Annotated in this window: 15 protein-coding genes; 9 read left to right on the top strand and 6 right to left on the bottom strand. The window is 71.6% G+C overall.

Annotation, left to right across the window (positions count from 1 at the left end; all coding sequences use genetic code 11):
* Positions 1-21: 21 nt before the first annotated feature.
* The 3 genes from HD593_RS10820 to HD593_RS10810 form a co-directional block, all read right to left on the bottom strand.
* Positions 22-1,242, bottom strand: a complete 1,221-nt coding sequence (locus HD593_RS10820; RefSeq protein WP_185102039.1) for a cytochrome P450 — start codon at positions 1,240-1,242, stop codon at positions 22-24.
* A gap of 116 nt (positions 1,243-1,358) precedes the next feature.
* On the bottom strand, positions 1,359-1,697 hold the full coding sequence (locus HD593_RS10815) for a histone-like nucleoid-structuring protein Lsr2 (protein WP_185102038.1): 339 nt from the start codon (positions 1,695-1,697) through the stop codon (positions 1,359-1,361).
* A gap of 312 nt (positions 1,698-2,009) precedes the next feature.
* Positions 2,010-2,786 (bottom strand): hypothetical protein, encoded by a 777-nt coding sequence (locus HD593_RS10810; protein ID WP_185102037.1) that lies wholly within the window; start codon positions 2,784-2,786, stop codon positions 2,010-2,012.
* Positions 2,787-3,035: 249 nt separating this feature from the next.
* Between HD593_RS10810 and HD593_RS10805 the strand changes: the two genes are divergently transcribed.
* The gene (locus HD593_RS10805) at positions 3,036-4,301 is read left to right on the top strand and encodes a pectate lyase (RefSeq protein ID WP_312903423.1); all 1,266 of its coding nucleotides are present in this window, start codon (positions 3,036-3,038) and stop codon (positions 4,299-4,301) included.
* 48 nt (positions 4,302-4,349) lie between these two features.
* Here the strand turns inward: HD593_RS10805 and sigJ are convergent, their stop codons facing one another.
* A complete protein-coding gene (sigJ, locus tag HD593_RS10800) occupies positions 4,350-5,261 on the bottom strand; it encodes an RNA polymerase sigma factor SigJ (RefSeq protein ID WP_246546446.1) in 912 nt (303 codons plus the stop codon).
* A gap of 172 nt (positions 5,262-5,433) precedes the next feature.
* Between sigJ and HD593_RS10795 the strand changes: the two genes are divergently transcribed.
* Positions 5,434-5,862, top strand: a complete 429-nt coding sequence (locus HD593_RS10795; protein WP_185102036.1) for a hypothetical protein — start codon at positions 5,434-5,436, stop codon at positions 5,860-5,862.
* Between the two features lie 24 nt (positions 5,863-5,886).
* Here HD593_RS10795 and HD593_RS10790 read toward each other — a convergent pair whose 3' ends face one another.
* The gene (locus HD593_RS10790; RefSeq protein WP_185102035.1) at positions 5,887-6,726 is read right to left on the bottom strand and encodes an SDR family oxidoreductase; all 840 of its coding nucleotides are present in this window, start codon (positions 6,724-6,726) and stop codon (positions 5,887-5,889) included.
* 133 nt (positions 6,727-6,859) lie between these two features.
* Here HD593_RS10790 and HD593_RS10785 point away from each other — a divergent pair, with 133 nt between their 5' ends.
* Together HD593_RS10785 and HD593_RS10780 are read left to right on the top strand one after the other, a co-directional pair.
* Positions 6,860-7,435: a TetR/AcrR family transcriptional regulator gene (locus tag HD593_RS10785; protein ID WP_185102034.1), complete on the top strand. Its 576-nt coding sequence runs from the start codon at positions 6,860-6,862 to the stop codon at positions 7,433-7,435.
* A 36-nt stretch (positions 7,436-7,471) separates the two neighbouring features.
* Positions 7,472-8,611 carry a GDSL-type esterase/lipase family protein gene (locus HD593_RS10780; RefSeq protein WP_185102033.1) on the top strand — a complete coding sequence of 380 codons (1,140 nt, stop codon included), beginning with the start codon at positions 7,472-7,474 and terminating at the stop codon, positions 8,609-8,611.
* A gap of 31 nt (positions 8,612-8,642) precedes the next feature.
* Here HD593_RS10780 and HD593_RS10775 read toward each other — a convergent pair whose 3' ends face one another.
* Entirely contained in the window at positions 8,643-10,544 is a 1,902-nt protein-coding gene (locus HD593_RS10775; RefSeq protein ID WP_185102032.1) for an ABC transporter ATP-binding protein, read from the bottom strand.
* Between the two features lie 196 nt (positions 10,545-10,740).
* Here HD593_RS10775 and HD593_RS10770 point away from each other — a divergent pair, with 196 nt between their 5' ends.
* The 5 genes from HD593_RS10770 (at position 10,741) to HD593_RS10750 (ending at position 16,660) form a co-directional block, all read left to right on the top strand.
* Entirely contained in the window at positions 10,741-11,505 is a 765-nt protein-coding gene (locus tag HD593_RS10770) for a hypothetical protein (RefSeq protein WP_185102031.1), read from the top strand.
* A gap of 178 nt (positions 11,506-11,683) precedes the next feature.
* Positions 11,684-12,352: a hypothetical protein gene (locus HD593_RS10765; protein ID WP_221524720.1), complete on the top strand. Its 669-nt coding sequence runs from the start codon at positions 11,684-11,686 to the stop codon at positions 12,350-12,352.
* An 81-nt stretch (positions 12,353-12,433) separates the two neighbouring features.
* On the top strand, positions 12,434-13,819 hold the full coding sequence (locus HD593_RS10760) for a DUF4331 domain-containing protein (RefSeq protein ID WP_185102030.1): 1,386 nt from the start codon (positions 12,434-12,436) through the stop codon (positions 13,817-13,819).
* Positions 13,820-13,853: 34 nt separating this feature from the next.
* The gene (locus HD593_RS10755; RefSeq protein WP_185102029.1) at positions 13,854-15,149 is read left to right on the top strand and encodes a tetratricopeptide repeat protein; all 1,296 of its coding nucleotides are present in this window, start codon (positions 13,854-13,856) and stop codon (positions 15,147-15,149) included.
* A complete protein-coding gene (locus HD593_RS10750) occupies positions 15,146-16,660 on the top strand; it encodes a High-affinity nickel-transporter (RefSeq protein WP_221524719.1) in 1,515 nt (504 codons plus the stop codon). The genes HD593_RS10755 and HD593_RS10750 overlap by 4 nt, the downstream gene beginning before the upstream one ends.
* Positions 16,661-16,697: the final 37 nt, after the last annotated feature.

Here is a 16,697-nt window from a genome sequence, read left to right as displayed (position 1 = left end):
CGGCCGGCCCGCCGGGACCGGTTACCAGGTGACCCAGACGTCCTGGAGGCCGCCGGCGATCAGGCCGGTGCGCAGCCGCAGGTGGTCGGGGTGGTCGCGCAGCCGCAGGCCGGGCAGGCGGCGGGTCAGCGTGCCGAGCACGACCTGGAGTTCGAGCCTGGCCAGCGGCTGGCCGAGGCAGTAGTGCGGGCCCGCGCCGAACGTCAGGTGCTGGGCGCCGTTCTCGCGGCGCGGGTCGAACCGGTCGGGGTCGGCGAACTTGACCCGGTCCCGGTTGGCGGCCGGGATGTGCGGGATCACCGTGCTGCCCGCGGGGACCATGGTCTCGCTCAGCTCGACGTCCTCGGTGCAGAACCTGGGGAGCCCGCCGAGCACCGACAGCGTGCTGTCCAGGCGCAGCACCTCCTCCACCGTGCCGGGGACCAGGTCGGGGTCGTCCACGACGTCCTCGTAGCGGCTCCTGTCGGCCAGCAGCATGGCCGTCATGATGGCGATCATGTTGGAGGTGGTCTCGTGGCCGGCCAGCAGCAGCGCGCGCACCGTGGCGACGAGCTCGTCCCGGCTGAGCCTGCCGTCCTCGGCGTCGCTGATCTGGGTCAGCTCGCTGAGCAGGTCGTCGCCGGGGTCGGCGCGGTTGCGGTCGATCAGGTCCGAGACGTAGCCGTTGAACTCCCGGTAGGCCTGGTCGACCTCCTCCTGGGTGTAGCGGGTCAGCGTCAGCATGACGCGCGACCAGTGCGCGAACCTGTCCTGGTCCTCGGCCGGCGCGCCGACCAGCGCGCAGATGACGCGTACGGGGAGCGGCAGGGCCAGGCCGGCCGACAGGTTGCCCGGCGGTCCCTTGGCCAGCATGGCGTCGAGCAGGTCGTCGGTCATCGCCTGGACCCGGGGCCGCCAGAGGTCCATCTTGCGCAGGGTGAACCAGCCGCTGAGCAGCCGCCGCCAGCGCAGGTGCCCCTGGCCCTCGCGGATCCGGGTGACGCCGGCCCTGCGGCGGTTGAAGAGCCCGCCGTCCTCGGTGGTGGACAGCCTGGCGGCGCCGTCCCTGGCGAGGTCGCGGCTGAACCGCGGGTCGGCCATCACCGCGCGGGCGTCGTCGTACCGGGTGACGACGGTGGCCACGTCGCCGCTCGGCAGTCGTACGTGGGCCACCGGGCAGTGCTCGCGCAGCTCCGCGAGCCGCGGCGGCGGCTCCAGAGCGGTGGGGCGGTCGAACGGGAAATCAGGGATCGCGTCAGCCATCACCTTTGTCCTCCGACTGGGGAGTCCGACCCCTCCGAATATAAGAAGATCATCTATTGCTGACAATCGTCTTGACTCGATGAGGACGGATCCGGCGCCGCCACCACTCGGAACCTCTAGTGAGCGGCTTCGTACTGCTCCACGACGGTGGAGGCGATGCGGCCCCGCTCGCTGACCGGCAGCCCCTGGGCCTTGGCCCAGCGCCGGATCTCCGTGGCCTTCTCGCGGCTGACGGCGCGCGAGGAGAGCGCGCCGACGCGGCGGCCGCGTACGCGGTCGGCACGGACCGCGCGGGCCTTGGTGATATAGGGGGCCAGTGCCTTCTCCAGCTTGTCCCTGTTCGAGCCCGACAGATCGATCTCGTAGTTCACTCCGTCGAGCGCGAACCTTGTCGTGCCCTCGGCCTCACTGCCGTCGATGTCATCGATAAAGGACTCAACAATACGCTTCGCCATAAGGGTGCTCCAATTAACGTCACGGGCTGCAGGTACTGTAGCCCGCTTCAGCACATCGTGCATCACCGAGGGGGGCCATACCTGCGCAAACGACTTTAGCGAACCGGCTCCGCACCGGGGCGCGACTTGAGCATGATGGAAGCAGACAGATGCTCGTCCGGGTCCACCCGCCCGCGTACGAGGACCGTGCCGAGCGGCCCGCGCCGCAGCTCGCACCGGCTCCGCGGGCAATGGCGGTGATTCCCCGGTATTGAAGTCGAATTCAAAGTTTCCCTTGCTGCATAGGGCTTTGCGGCAACGGCCGGCGGCGCGTCAGGAGTCTTCCGGCTCGCGCGCCGGGGTCTCGACCTGCCGCGCCGTTTCCCAGAGATAGTCGAACTGCTCGACCCAATAGGCGTACCAGCGCTCGTGCCGCTCGCGCGTGAGGTCCACGTGCATACGCGCGAAAGTGGACCGGCCCGCCCCGTGCAATTCGACGATGGCGCGCCCCTGCCAGTCGTCGGGATCGGTGAGCACGAGGCTGAAACCCGGGTTGTAGGGGAACAGGCGGTACTCCACCTTTCCCGGTGTCCCCCAGCCCCGCATTCGCGCGAGCCGTTCCAGCATCGCCCCGAGCGCGACGGGCAGGCTCTGGAGCTGGTGGTCGTCCGACTCGTCGAGCTGGCTACGCGCGATCCTGACCGCCTCCTCCTGGCCGGGGTCCAGCACCACGACGCGGACGGTGGCGTCCCGGCGCTGGAGCACGCTGGTGCGCAGGGTCTCGCAGACGTACGGGGAGAGCAGGTTGGCCGCGGACGGCGCGAAGACGCGCACGTCGCGGACGCCGTCGAAGAGCCTGGGCACGGGGGTGTCGTCGAAGCCGGCCCGGTCGCCGAGCACCTGGCGGCCGCCGCGCGGCTGCTCGGGCAGGGTGGCACGGTAGAGGAGCACGCCGAGGCCGGCCAGCACGGCCGCCCACTTGACCTCCTCCGGCACCACGTCGCTGATCACCGAGACGACGGCGAACAGGAGCAGGATGAGGGCCATCACGTAGGTCTCGATGTTCTTGCGCGCCCGCACGTCGGCCTTGACCCGCCGCAGGAACCTCACCGCGCCACCGCCTCACGTCGAGCCCGGCTCTGCCTCCATTCTGGAGCGCCGCCCGCCGGGCCGCCCGTGAAACTTTCATTCCGCCGACCAACGGCCGACCTGGGAGTAACGCAGTGTGGGCATCCGGATTTGCAAACGGTTGCAGCCGATGCTTCCCGCGGGCGATCCGGCTGTGGTTGACTCGCCCTCGCCTCGGGAAAGCGCTTACCCAACCTGGCTTCAGCACTCATTCTCGAAACGGAGTTCGGCGTGCGCGAAAAGGAACGTATCGGCAGAAGGCTCATGGTCGTGCTGGCCACCGGCCTCCTTGCGACCGGAGGGCTGGTGGCCGCGCTCAACAGCCCCGCCTCGGCCGCCCCGTCCAACGGCAACTACACGCTGGTCAACGCCGGGAGCGGACTCTGCGCCGCCGTACCGAACCAGAGCACCGGGGACGGCGTCCAGCTCGTGCAGAGCACCTGCTCGGGCGGCGCCGGGCAGGTCTTCACGCTCACCGCCACCAGCGGCGGCTTCCAGATCAAGGCCCAGCACAGCGGCAAGTGCGCGGGCGTGCGCGACGCCTCGACCTCGGCGGGCAAGGCCGTCCAGCAGGAGGGCTGCACCGGGGGCGCGTCGCAGACCTGGCAGCTCACCACGTCCGGGTCGGCGTACCGGGTGGTCAACGGCAACGGCGGCAAGTGCCTCAACGTCAAGGACAACTCCACGTCGTCCGGCGCCCTCCTCCAGCAGAACTCCTGCGACTCGGTCGCCACCAAGCAGTGGACGCTGCGGGCCGCCGGCGGCTCCGGCCCGGACCCCACGCCCACCCCCACGCCGACCATCACCCCGACCAGCGGCGGCGGGGACGGCAGCGGCGCGTGGCCGACCGCCACCGGCAGCGTCAAGCTCGCCGACACCCAGCAGGTCACCAACTTCGACGGTGGCATGAAGAGCTACTACGGCATCGGCGACGGCGGCCAGAGCGAGAGCCAGGACCCGATGTTCGAGGTCGCCAACGGCGGCACGATCCAGAACGTCATCATCGACGCCCCGGCCGGCGACGGCATCCACTGCCTGGGCTCCTGCACCATCCGCAACGTGTGGTGGAACGACGTCGGCGAGGACGCGGCCACGTTCATGAGCTCCAGCTCCTCGGCGACCTACCTGGTGGACGGCGGCGGCGCCAAGTCCGGCTCCGACAAGGTCTTCCAGCACAACGGCGCCGGCACGGTCACCATCAAGAACTTCCAGGTGCACAGCTCGGGCAAGCTCTACCGCGCCTGCGGCAACTGCTCCTCCTCCTACCAGCGCCACGTGGTGATGGACGGCGTGACCGCCCGCTCCACCAAGGTGCTGGCCGGCATCAACACCAACTGGGGCGACACCGCGCGCTTCCGCCGGATCACCGTGTACGGCAGCGCGGTCATCTGCGAGAAGTACAAGGGCGTGCCGAAGGGCAGTGAACCCACCAAGATCGGTGAAGGCGCCGACGGGGTGAACTGCCTCTACTCCCCGTCCGACATCACCTACCGGTAGGCCCCTGGAGCCCTCGGCCACCCTGACCGGCCGAGGGCTCCAGCCTTGTCAGTCGTCCCGGTCGTCCGGGATGGTGGCGAGCTTGTCCGGATTGCTGATGATGTAGACGTCGTCCACGTGCTCGCCGTCGGCCGCCAGGCCGAGCACCATCACGGCGACCGGCCCCTCCTCCGAGAACAGCACCAGCGAGGGCTCGCCGTTGACCTGCCGGTAACGCAGCTCCAGGTCCTCGTTGTGGCGGGTGCCCGCGACGATCGTGCGGGCCACCTTGTCCCGGCCGCGGATCGGGCGCGGCCCGCCCACCGCGGACTTGCCGCCACCGTCGGGCCACAGCGTGACGTCGGGCGCGAGCAGCTCCATCAGCCCGCCCAGGTCGCCGCCGAACGCGGCCGCCACGAACCGCTCGGTGACCGCCTGGTGCGTACGCCGGTCGATGCGGGCCCTCGGCCGCCGCGCCTGCACGTGCTCCCGGGCCCGGTGCGCGATCTGCCGGACCGCGGCCGGGCTCCGGTCGATCATGTCGGCGATCTCGGTGTGCCGGTAGGCGAACACCTCGTGCAGGACGAACACCGCCCGCTCCAGCGGGGTGAGCGTCTCCAGCACCACCAGCATCGCGATCGACACCGACTCCCCGCGTACGGCGGGCTCCGCCGCGTCGTCGGCCAGCGGCTCCGGCAGCCACGGGCCCAGGTAGGTCTCCTTGCGCCTGCGCAGCGCGCTCTGGTGGGCCAGGGCCTGGTTGACCGCGATGCGCGCCAGGTAGGCGCGGTGGTTCTCGATCCGCTCCAGGTCCTTGCCCGACCAGGCCAGCCACGTCTCCTGGAGCACGTCCTCGGTGTCGCCGACCGTGCCGAGCATGTTGTAGACGATGGAGAACAGCAGCTCGCGGTGGCGGGCGAACACCTCGGAGGCCCTGTCGTCCCGCTTCGTCCCGTCCCTCTCCGTCCCGGGCATCGTCATCCCAGCTCCCCCGTCTCGGTGTCTCCGGATCCGCGATCCAAGAGCTCGCCGGGGCCGCGAGTGTGACACGTCCGGGGAAGATGTGATCCGCGTCATAGGGACCCGCCCGACATGTCACAAATGCGCGCTCAGCAGCGTCTTAGAGAGTACCTGAGTGACAGCGAGGTGAATCATGGCCTGGCGGATCGCCATGGACGCCACCGAGGCGACGCTCTCGACGGGCACGTCCGACGAACCCCTCTACGCACTGCCCGGTCTCACCGGATCCTTCTACCTGCGCCCCGGCGGGGCGCTGGCGGGATTCGCGCTGCGGCTCCCGCTGCCCGCGCGCCGCGGCGAGCCGCAGGACCTGTGGTGGGAGGCCGCCGACCTGGACCGCGAAGGGCGGGCCTGGCTGCGGTCCGGGCGGCAGGAGGTGTGCCGGGCCGTGTCCGTGTTGTGCGCCGAGATTCCCGGTGAGCGGCCGTACGAGAAGATCGTCCTGGAGACGTCGTTCTCCTCCTGGAGCCTGCGGCTGCCCGGCGTGCCGCTGCTGTGGCCGCGCCGGCTGACGCTGCGGCTGTTCAGCGAGCTCCGCACGACGGAGAGCACGCCCCGCTGACCGGCACCCGTAAGAGGGTGGTGCTCAGCCGAAGTCGGCGCGGTGGTCGGCGGCCCACTGCGCGTACGTGCGGGCGGGCCGGCCGGTGAGCTCCTCGACCAGGGAGCCGACCGGCGCGGGCTTGCCCACCGTGGCCTCCATCAGGTCGAACAGCGCGTTGACGAAGGCCGGGTCCATGAATCGGCCCAGCTGCGCCCTGACCGGCCCGGCGTCGAGCTCCTCGAAGCGCAGCGGGCGGCCGAGCACCGTGCCGAGCACGCCCACCTGCTCGGCCTGGGTCATGGACTCGGGCCCGGTCAGCTCGTACACCTTGCCCGCGTGCGCGTCGCCGGTCAGCACCCGGGCCGCCACCGCGGCGACGTCGCCCTCGTGGATGGGGGCGCTGGTGGCACCGGCGTACGCGCCGCGCACGACGTCGGAGCCGCCGAGCTGCATGGCGTACGACAGGGAGTTGATGGCGGGGAAGAAGAGGCGCAGGAACGTCCACTCCGCACCGGTGGCCTTGACGGCCTGCTCGACCCCGTGATGGTAGGCGGCGATCACGTCGGGCTGCTCGCCGGCGCCGTCGACCACGGCCCCTGACGACAGGAACACGATCCGCCGGACGCCGGCCCGCCGCGTGGCCCGCAGCAGCGGGGCCGCGTCCATGCCGTACGGCAGCACGAGGAAGACCGCGTCCACCCCGCTCAGCGCGGGGGCCAGCGTCTCCTCCAGCGTCAGGTCACCGCGCACGACCTCGACGCCCGCGGGCAACCCGGCCTTCCCCGGCTCGCGGCTCAGGGCCCGGACCCGGTGGCCCTCGGCGGCGAGCGTTTCGACGGTCTGCCTGCCGAAGTGGGCCGTAGCCCCGACAACCAGGATCATTTCATCCTCCTCTGGTGAAGTTGGCTCCACCATATCAGAACGGAATGCTTTGTTCCATTCAATCACCTCTTCACGGTTTGCCTAAAGCCTTTAGGAAAATACATAATCGCTTACGGCAAATGGAGGGAGTGTTATGGCACGAGCGGGGCTGACCACGGAGCGCCTGGTGCGGGCGGGGGCCGAGCTGGCCGACGAGGTCGGGTTCGAGCAGGTGACGGTCTCGGCCGTGGCCAGGCGGTTCGACGTCAAGGTCGCCAGCCTGTACTCGCACCTGAAGAGCTCCCACGACCTCAAGACCAGGATCGCGCTGCTCGCCCTGGAGGAGCTGGCCGACCGGGCAGCCGAGGCCCTGGCGGGCCGCGCGGGCAAGGACGCCCTGATCGCCTTCGCGAACGTCTACCGCGACTACGCCCACGAGCATCCGGGCCGCTACGCCGCGGCCCAGCTCAGGCTCGACCCGGAGACGGCCGCCGCCAGCGCCGGCGTGCGGCACGCGCAGATGACGCGGGCGATCCTGCGCGGCTACGACCTGTCCGAGCCCGACCAGACCCACGCCGTACGGCTGCTGGGCAGCGTCTTCCACGGCTACGTCAGCCTGGAGCTGGGCGGCGGGTTCAGCCACAGCGCGCCCGACACCCAGCAGACCTGGTCCCGCACCATGGACGCCCTCGACGCCCTCCTCCGCAACTGGCCCGCCCCCGCGCCATGACCACCCCTCCGACCCCGGAAGCGATCGGCTGACACCATGCTCATCACCACGCCCATCACCGCCGCCCTCCTGCGCGGCGCCCTCGACCTGGAACGCACCGCGCACGGCCTGCTGCCGCACCGGCTGCCCGCCCGCGCCCGCGCCCAGTACACCGACGGCCAGCTCGCCATGGCGGAGTCACAACCCTCCGGCGTACGGCTGGCCCTCCGCACCCGGGCCACCACCGTCGAGCTGGACACGCTGCCCACCAAGCGGGTCTACGTGGGCGCGCCGCCACGCCCCGACGGCGTGTACGACCTGCTCATCGACGGCCGCCTCACCGGCCAGGCCACTCTCGGCGACGGCAACACGGTGACCATCGACCTGGCCACCGGCGCGGCCGAGCACCGCCCCGGCCCGACCGGCACCGTGCGCTTCTCGGGCCTGCCCGACCGGGTGAAGGACGTCGAGATCTGGCTGCCGCACAACGAGACCACCGAGCTCGTCGCGCTGCGTACGGACGCCCCGGCCGAGCCCGTGCCGGACCTCGGGCGCAGGGTGTGGCTGCACCACGGCAGCTCGATCAGCCACGGCTCCGACGCGGCGAGCCCCAGCACCACGTGGCCCGCGCTGGCCGCCTCCCTGTCCGGCCTGGAGCTGATCAACCTCGGCCTGGGCGGGAGCGCGCTGCTCGACCCGTTCACCGCCCGGGCCATGCGGGACACCCCGGCCGACGTGATCAGCGTCAAGCTCGGCATCAACGTGGTCAACGCCGACCTGATGCGGCTGCGCGCGTTCGGGCCGGCGGTGCACGGCTTCCTCGACACCATCCGCGAGGGCCATCCGGACGCGCCGCTGCTGGTCGTCTCCGCCCTCTACTGCCCCATCCACGAGGACACCCCCGGCCCGGGCGCCTTCGACCTCGCCGCGCTCAGCACCGGCAAGCTGCGCTTCCGCGCCACCGGCGACCCGGCCGAGCGCGCCGCGGGCAAGCTGACGCTGGGCGTCATCCGGGACGAGCTGGCCCGCATCGTCGAGCAGCGGCGGGCCGAGGACCCGAACCTGCGCTACCTCGACGGCCGCGACCTCTACGGCGAGGCCGACTACGCCGAGCTGCCGCTGCCCGACGAGCTCCACCCGGACGCCGCCACCCACCGCCTCATCGGCGAACGCTTCGCCAAGCTCGCCGCCTTCTGAGCCGAGGCCCCCTCAGCGGTCCGACGCCCCCTCAGCGGTCGCGCGCCCCGGCCAGCACGTCCGACGTCCCCTCGTCGTCCGAGGCGTCCTCGGCTGAGGCGTCGTCATCCGGGGCGTCGTCGTCGAGGTCGTCGTCGATCAGGAAGCCGCCCGACTGGTGCCGCCACAGCCGGGCGTACGGCCCCTGCGCCTGCAGCAGCTCGCTGTGGGTGCCCTGCTCGACGATGTGCCCCTTGTTGAGCACGACGAGCCGGTCCATCCGGACGACCGTGCTCAGCCGGTGGGCGACCACCAGCGCGGTCCGCCCCTCCATCAGCCGCCACAGGGCCTCCTGGACGAGGATCTCGCTCTCGGAGTCGAGGGCGCTGGTCGCCTCGTCCAGCAGCAGGATCGGCGCGTCACGCAGGATGGCGCGGGCCAGGGCGAGGCGCTGCCGCTGGCCGCCGGAGAGCTTGACGCCGCGCTCCCCCACCAGCGTGCCGAACCCGTCGGGCAGCGACTCGGCGAACTCGGTGACGTGCGCCGCCCGCGCCGCCCGCAGGATCTCGGCGTCGGTGGCGTCCGGCCGGGCGAAGGCGATGTTGTCGCGGATCGACCGGTGGAACATGGCCGGCTCCTGCGGCACGTACGCGATGAGGCTGCGCAGGTCGGCCTGGCGCAGGCGGGCGATGTCCTGGCCGCCGATGAGGATGCGGCCCCCGTCGATGTCCATCAGCCGCAGCAGCAGCCGGGTGAGCGTGCTCTTGCCGCCGCCGGACTGGCCCACCAGCCCGATCCTGGTGCCGCTGGGGATGTCGAGGTCGAGGCGGTCGAACAGGGGCGGGCCCTCGGCGTAGGCGAAGCGCACCCGTTCGAAGCGCACGCTCGCGTCGGCCGGCCGCAGCGGCTGCGGGTCGGGCGGGTCCACCACGGTGGGCGGTTCGAGCAGCAGCTCGGTGAACTGGGCGGCCTCGGTGAGCACGCTCTCCAGCCGCCGGTAGATCTGGTTGAACTCGAACATGATGCTGATCGTGTTCGTGTAGTAGGTGAAGGTCACGATGATGGCCTCCACGCCCAGGCCGCCGCGCAGCGCCACCGCCAGCAGCAGGCCCACGGCGCTGGTCAGGACCGACATCGGCGCGACGACGGTGTCGACCCGCAGGTTGCCGTAGTCCCATGAGCGCAGCGACAGCCTGGCCTGCTCGGCGATCCTGGCGCGGTGCTCGATGGCCTCGCGGTCCTCGGCGGCGAACGCGCGGACCGTGTCCATGTTGGACAGCACGTCGGCCACGTGCCCCGACACCCGGACCTTGGCGGCCTCGCGCTCGTCGACCAGCGCCTGCCTGCGCCTGATGAGCGGGGCGACGAGGAAGCCGGTGACGACGATGAGCCCCAGCAGCACGACGACCAGCAGCGGGTCGTAGCGCCACAGCACCACCGAGGCGAAGGCCAGCGGCACCAGCTTGGCCATGATGGAGAACGTCATCGTGTCGACGAAGTCCTCGAACCTGCTGGAGAAGCCCAGCACCCGCTTGGTCAGCGAGCCGGCGAAGTTGTCGTGGAAGAACGCGGCGTCCTTGACGAGCAGCTCGTCCATGCCGACCACGCCGAGCCGTTCGATGCCACGGGCGTCCGTGCGGTTGAGGAAGTGCAGGCCCAGCCGCCAGAACACCTCGCCCGCCAGCAGCAGGCCGCCGAAGCCGAGCACGTACGGCAGCAGCGCGCCGATCGCGCCGTCACCACCGCCGGCCAGGTGCCCCACGAGCCCGGCCACCGCGAGCGGCGCCAGGTAGAACAGGCAGACGTTGCCCAGCGCGGGAAGCGTCAGCGCGGGCGCGGCGACCCGCCACTGGCGCTTCAGCTCGCCGAAGTAGTAGCGCAGGACGAGCATGATCGACGATTTACGGGAGGACGGTGCGTCCCCGGAGCCCTCGCGTGTCCCGAGCACAGTCATCCGCCCTCCCCGGAAGCCGACACCCGCCGTCATCATGCTGCCGCAGTGCGTACCCGGGGGCGACTGATTTTTCGCGGGTACTCCAGCACACCGTTGTTGCTGTACGTAGTGCTATAACTACACTTCGTAATAATGGCCGCCCGGCGTTGACCGCCCGGGACGCCATCCCCCCACTCTCCGCGAAGGAGAACCACGTATGCGCTTGACGCGCGCAACGCTCGTCGCCGGCGGCACCGCACTCGCCGCGCTCCTGCTGTCCACCCAGCCGGCTCCCGCCGCGCCACCCGGCGGCGGCTGCCTGGCCCCGGGGCAGATCGGCAGCTACCTGTCCAAGGAGGGCAGCGCGAAGGCCACCTTCTCCCCGGAGTTCCTCGGCGAGCTGAACAGGGCCGGAATCAGGTTCGAGGCACTCGACCCCATCGAGTTGACCGACGGCGGCACCGTGGCCCGGATGCCCATCGGGGAGCGGTACGACAACATCGAGACACCGAGCGGCCGGGTCTGCTACCCGGGTGGATTCCGCCTCATCAACGAAGAGACGGGAGTGACGTACGAGATCGACACCTTCTGGGTGTTGTTCGCGGCCACGGGCGACAGCAAGTTCCTCGCCACCCCGGCCGTGAACGGGGAGCCGCGCCCCGGCGGCGAGCTGACCATGGTCAACTTCAGCGTTCCCCAGGCCCTGATGCCGGGCAACTTCGTCCCGCACAACGGCGGGATCGGCCCACTCAAGGTGATCCTGCGCCTTGACCGAGGGTGGGCCGAGGACCTCAACAAGGAGCTCGGCACCTCGTTCCACGGGGGCGCCCACTGGGCGGATCTCGACATCGCCTGGCGGGGCGCGCCGAGCCGGCCCGTCCCGTCCGGCACCTCGCTCGGCATGCTGGGCGTCCGCGTCATGAGCGACGCCATTCGCGGCGGCGGCGGCGATGCCCTGCCCATGCCGGGCGGCCTGTTCTAGACGGCGCCTTCCGCACCGCGGGGCGCCTCGCACGGCGGGGCGCCCCGCGGCCATGCCCGGCCACCTTCGAGACAAGATTTTTATGACCCCTTTACAGACAGTGATCAGATCACTACTTTAAGCGAGTCATTGCAGGTCAGAGGCAAACCGCGCCTCTCCCCACGAAAGGTCGATGGCCATGCGTGCCCTTGTTCGCGTCGCGCGGATTCTCGCGGTCGGTGCCGCGGTGTTCGCCGCCGCACCGGCTGCTCCGGCGAGTGCCGGCCCGTTCCCCCCGATTCCCGGCGTCCCTGGCGCCCCGTCGGTCCCGGCGCCGACCGCCTCGTGCTTCCAGTTCCCGTACTTCGGCCCGAAGGGGCACGCCAACTTCGACTTCGGCCCCGAGATCGTCCGGCTCCTCGACGAGCGCGGCGTGCGGGTGGAGGGCATCGCCCCGATCGAGGCCAAGCCCGGCAACAAGGGCATCTACATGCCGATCGGCTGGAAGCAGGACCACATCGACCCGTGCAACGGCGTCTACTACCCGGGCGGCTTCGTCCTCAACGACGTCGAGAGCGGGCACACGGCCGCCATCCACGACATCTACCTGCGTCCCGACGGCGCCCACGCGCAGGTGGAGATCGACGGTGAGCCGCAGGGCGAGCAGCTCGTGGCCACGTACCGGCTGGAGGAGTTCCTGCCGAACGTGCCCACTCCCCGCCCGCTCGAAGGCGGCATCGGGCCCCGGCACTGGCCGTTCTACACCAGCGCGTACCTCAGCCGGACGATCAGGGACCTGACCGGCATCCCGCTGAACGAGGGCGACTACCTCGCCAACCTCGACGCGGTCGTCCAGTACGTGCCGTAGAGCGCCGATCCCGAACCGAGTTCGCGGGGCCGTGCCGCGGGCGCGGCCCGGCCCCGCGACACGACGCGAAACGAGACACACATGCAACTGACCAGCGCTCGGAGCCGGTGGGCGTGGATCGCCGCCGGCGGCACCGCCATCGCCGTGCTGACCACCACCGTCCTGCTCGGCCCCGCGATGCGCCAGGGCACGGCGACCAGCCACTGGGACGCCCCCGCCACCACCGTGGACAAGCAGATCGACGCCACCGACCTGTACGCCTTCACCAGCCCTGAACGGCAGGACACGGTCACGATCGTGGCCAACTACATCCCCTTCCAGGCACCTCACAAGCCGTACCAGTTCGACACCGGCGCCCGTTACGAGGTGCACATCGACAACGCCGGCACCGGCAGGGCCGCGATCACCTACCGGTGGACCTTCGCCAACAAAGGGTTGCCGGTGCCCTCGTTCATCCGCAAGCGCGAGCATCAGGCGGGGCCGCTCGACAAGCTCGTCGAGCAGAGCTACACGCTGACCAGGCTGCGGGACGGCAAGTGGGAGACTCTGGTGCACGACGGGTACGTGGCGCCGACGGACATGGGCGGACCGGCCACGCCCGACTACCCCTCGCTGCGCCGCAAGGCCGTCCGTGACCTGCCAGGAGGCGGGAAGGTCTTCACCGGCACGGCCGCCGACCCGTTCTACTCCGACAACCACGCCGTCAGCCTGCTCCGGTTCGGGCTGCCGTTCTTCCCGGTCAAGACCGGGGTGCCGACGAACGTCAGCGCCCTCGCCCTCCAGCTCCCCAAGTCCGAGCTGGCTCTGCGCGGCGACGCCGCCGCCAACCCGGTGATCGGCGTGTGGACGACGGCCTCCCGCAAGTCGAGCGGCCTGCTCGGCTCCGGATCCGACGCCTACAAGCAGGTGTCGAGGCTGGGTAACCCCAACTTCAACGAAGTGATCATCCCGCTCAAGCAGCGCGACCGGTTCAACGGGCTGCGCCCCGAGGACGACGAGAGCGGCAAGCTCGTCGTGCCGTCCACCCTCGACCCCGACCAGGCCAGGGTCGTCGCCAAGCAGGCCAAGGTCAGCGCCCCCGCCGCTCCGCGCAAGGACTTGGAGCAGATCTACCTGACCGGGCTCACCACGCGCGGTGACGGCCCGATCCGGCGGGACCTCAACTCCCACCTGCTCAACCGCGACGTCTCCCGCGTCGCCAAGGCCGAGGAGCTGCGGCTCAACATGAGCACGCCCGTCCCCGCCACGCAGGACAAGTACGGGCTGCTCAAGGGTGACGAGCAGGGCTACCCCAACGGCCGCCGGCTCATCGACGACGTCGTGACGATCAACCTGCGGATGCTGCTCGGCGAACCCGCGGGCAAGGGCGCGCCCGGCCTGATCGCCGAGGACAACCCGGCCTTCCTGCTCAAGCCCATCACCGGCAGCTTCCCCTACCTCGCGCCGCCGGTCACCGCCGCCGGCTGACCACCGATCACCATCACCGAGGACATCCGATCAGATGAACCGCGTACGGCGACTGCTGCCCCTGCTGGGATGCGTGCTGCTGGGATGCGTCCTGCTGACCCTGTACGCCCCGGGAGGCGTCCTACGCAGGAACGAGCCGCCAGGGCCGCTCGCGTGGTCGCCGTTCGACCTGGCCGGATCGATCAATGACACCCAGAACCGGCTGCGCCGTCACCCCGACGACGCGGCCGTCTGGGCGAGCCTCGGTGACCTCTATCTGGAGCAGGCCCGCCGCACCGCCGACGCCGCCTACTACGCGAAGGCGCAGGGGGCTTTCGAGCGTTCCCTGCGGCTGCCCACGGGCGACGGCGAGCCGTACATCGACGCCGTGATCGGCATGGGCGCGCTGGCGAACGGCAGGCACGACTTCGCCGGCGCCGTCCGCTGGGGCGAGCGGGCCCGCAAGGCCGCCCCGTACCGCTGGCCGCTGTACGCCGTGCTCACCGACGCCTACCTCGAACTCGGCGAGTACGAGCAGGCCGAGAGCGCGTTGCGGCGCATGCTCGACGGCCGCCCCGGCCTCGCCTCCTTCACCAGGGCCGCGCGGCTGGAGCAGTTGCGGGGGCGGATCGAGCCCGCGCGCAAGCTGCTCCACCGCGCGTGCGAGATCGCCGGTGACCCCGGCGAGTACGCCTTCTGCCAGTGGCAGCTCGGCGAGCTCGCCTGGCACGACGGCGATCCGCGCGGCGCCCGCACCGCCTACGCCCAGGCGCTGGCCGCCGATCCCGAGCACGTGCCCTCGCGGGCGGGCAAGGCCAGGGCGGAGGCCGCGCTCGGCCGCATCGACCAGGCGCTGCGCGACTACGCCACCGCCGTCGCCCGTTCCCCCTCGTACGTCGTGGAGTACGGGGAACTGCTCGAACACCTCGGCGACCGGGACGGGGCCAGGCGGCAGTACGCCGTGTTCGCCGCGCACTCCAGGCTGCTCTCCGCGAGCGGAAAGCCCGACCGCCTGGCCGCGGGCGTGTTCGAGGCCGACCACGGCGACCCGGACGTCGCCGTCCGGCACCTGCGTGCCGAATGGCAGCGGCGGCGCAGCGTCGAGGTCGCCGACGCGCTGGGCTGGGCGCTGCACCGCGCGGGCCGCCACGCCGAGGCCGCCGCCTACGCCACCCGCGCCGACCAGGCCGGCGGGCGTAACGCGCTGTTCGCCTACCACCGGGGGGAGATCGAGCACGCGCTCGGCCGCGCCTCCGCCGCCTGCGCCCACCTGTCCAGGGCCCTGTCCATCAACCCGCACTTCTCGCCCGGCGGGGCGGCGCGGGCGCGGGCGTTGCTGGCGGCGGCATGAACGCGATCGTGCCCCTCCTCGCCGCCGCACTGGCCGCCCTCCCGCCGGGGACCGTCACCGACCACCCCGCCGCGCAGGCCGCCCGCCCACCGGCCACAACCGGCGCCCACCCCATCGCGCAAGCCGCCCGCCCACCAGCCGCAGCCGGCACCCGCCACATGGCGCTGGCGGCGCACCCGCTGGGTGACTTCAGCGTCAACCACTACGACGGGCTGACGATCCGCCCGGATCGGGCCGAGGTCGTCGCGATCGTCGACAGCGCCGAGATCCCCACGATGCAGCAGGGGCCGATCGGCTCCGCCGTCGCCCACGCCCGGCGCGGCTGCTCGTCACTGCGCGAAGCGATCCGCGCCCAGGCCGACGGACGGCCGCTGGCCTGGGACGTCACCGACGCCTCCTTCACCTACCTGCCGGGCGCCGCCGGGTTGCGGACCAGCAGGCTGACCTGCCGCCTGACCGCGCCTCTGCGGGTCGATCGGCCGCTCACCCTGACCTTCGCCGACGGCTACCTCACCGGCACCATCGGCTGGCGGGAGATCACCGCGAACGGGCACGGCGTACGGCTCAGCGCCTCCAGCGTGCCCGCGCACAGCGTGTCGCGCGAGCTGCGCGACTACCCCGCCGACCTGCTCAGCTCGCCGCTCGACATCCGGGAGGCGCGGATCACGGTGGAGCCGGGCGACGGCGGCACCGCCGCGCCCGCGTCCGCACCGGGTACGGGCATCGTGGACATCGCGGGCTCGCTCGCCGACCGGGTGGTGAGCGTCGTGACCCGCTGGACCGGGATGCTGGCCGACCGGCTCAACGGCCTGATCGGCGCCGACCGGCTGACCGTCCCGCTCGGGCTGCTGGCCCTGCTCTTGTCGCTGGTGCTGGGGGCCGTGCACGCCGCCATGCCCGGGCACGGCAAGACGATCATGGCCGCGTACCTGGCCGGGCGGCGCGGCCGGCTGCGGGACGCGGTCACCGTCGCGGCCACCGTCACCGGTACGCACACGGTGGGTGTGCTGGTCCTCGGCGCTCTGGTGACGGTCACCGCCTCGTTCGCGGGTGAGGCGGTTCTGGGCTGGCTGGGGGTGGTGAGCGGCCTGATCATCTTCTTGATCGGCGCGGCTCTGCTGCAATCCGCAGTACACCACCGCCGGGGGCACGGGCACGGGCATGGGCACGGGCACGGGCACGGGCACGGGCACGGGCACGGGCGATGGTCGGGGGGTGTGGCGGCGATGGCGGTGGCCGGGGGGCTGGTGCCGAGCCCGTCCGCCCTCGTGGTACTGCTGGGCGCCGTGGCCCTGGGCCGTACCGTCTTCGGCGTCATGACCGTGATCTGCTACGGCCTTGGCATGGCCCTGACGCTGCTGATCGCCGCGCTCGTCCTGCGGAGGCTGGGCGACCTCGCCTCCCTGGGGCGGCTGGGGCGGCTGCGCCCGTACAGCGCGGCGATGACCGCCGGGCTCGTCCTGCTCGTAGGCGCGGGCATGACGCTGCGCGCGGTCACCGCCCTGGCGTGAGGGTGCCGGGCAGGGTGGAGCGCCCCGCCCGGCGTCA

This window comes from Nonomuraea rubra (assembly GCF_014207985.1).
Classification (GTDB): Bacteria; Actinomycetota; Actinomycetes; order Streptosporangiales; family Streptosporangiaceae; genus Nonomuraea; species Nonomuraea rubra.
The sequence above is the reverse complement of the archived record's forward strand: the minus strand, read 5'-3'. Positions and strand labels throughout refer to the sequence as shown.

Excerpts from the sequence above, each read along its gene's own strand:
- HD593_RS10820 (WP_185102039.1), bottom strand. The coding sequence starts at position 1,242 with ATGGCTGACGCGATCCCTGATTTCCCGTTCGACCGCCCCACCGCTCTG.
- HD593_RS10815 (WP_185102038.1), bottom strand. The coding sequence starts at position 1,697 with ATGGCGAAGCGTATTGTTGAGTCCTTTATCGATGACATCGACGGCAGT.
- sigJ (WP_246546446.1), bottom strand. The coding sequence starts at position 5,261 with ATGACGATGCCCGGGACGGAGAGGGACGGGACGAAGCGGGACGACAGG.
- HD593_RS10795 (WP_185102036.1), top strand. The coding sequence starts at position 5,434 with ATGGCCTGGCGGATCGCCATGGACGCCACCGAGGCGACGCTCTCGACG.
- HD593_RS10790 (WP_185102035.1), bottom strand. The coding sequence starts at position 6,726 with ATGATCCTGGTTGTCGGGGCTACGGCCCACTTCGGCAGGCAGACCGTC.
- HD593_RS10785 (WP_185102034.1), top strand. The coding sequence starts at position 6,860 with ATGGCACGAGCGGGGCTGACCACGGAGCGCCTGGTGCGGGCGGGGGCC.
- HD593_RS10780 (WP_185102033.1), top strand. The coding sequence starts at position 7,472 with ATGCTCATCACCACGCCCATCACCGCCGCCCTCCTGCGCGGCGCCCTC.
- HD593_RS10775 (WP_185102032.1), bottom strand. The coding sequence starts at position 10,544 with ATGACTGTGCTCGGGACACGCGAGGGCTCCGGGGACGCACCGTCCTCC.
- HD593_RS10770 (WP_185102031.1), top strand. The coding sequence starts at position 10,741 with ATGCGCTTGACGCGCGCAACGCTCGTCGCCGGCGGCACCGCACTCGCC.
- HD593_RS10765 (WP_221524720.1), top strand. The coding sequence starts at position 11,684 with ATGCGTGCCCTTGTTCGCGTCGCGCGGATTCTCGCGGTCGGTGCCGCG.
- HD593_RS10760 (WP_185102030.1), top strand. The coding sequence starts at position 12,434 with ATGCAACTGACCAGCGCTCGGAGCCGGTGGGCGTGGATCGCCGCCGGC.
- HD593_RS10755 (WP_185102029.1), top strand. The coding sequence starts at position 13,854 with ATGAACCGCGTACGGCGACTGCTGCCCCTGCTGGGATGCGTGCTGCTG.
- HD593_RS10750 (WP_221524719.1), top strand. The coding sequence starts at position 15,146 with ATGAACGCGATCGTGCCCCTCCTCGCCGCCGCACTGGCCGCCCTCCCG.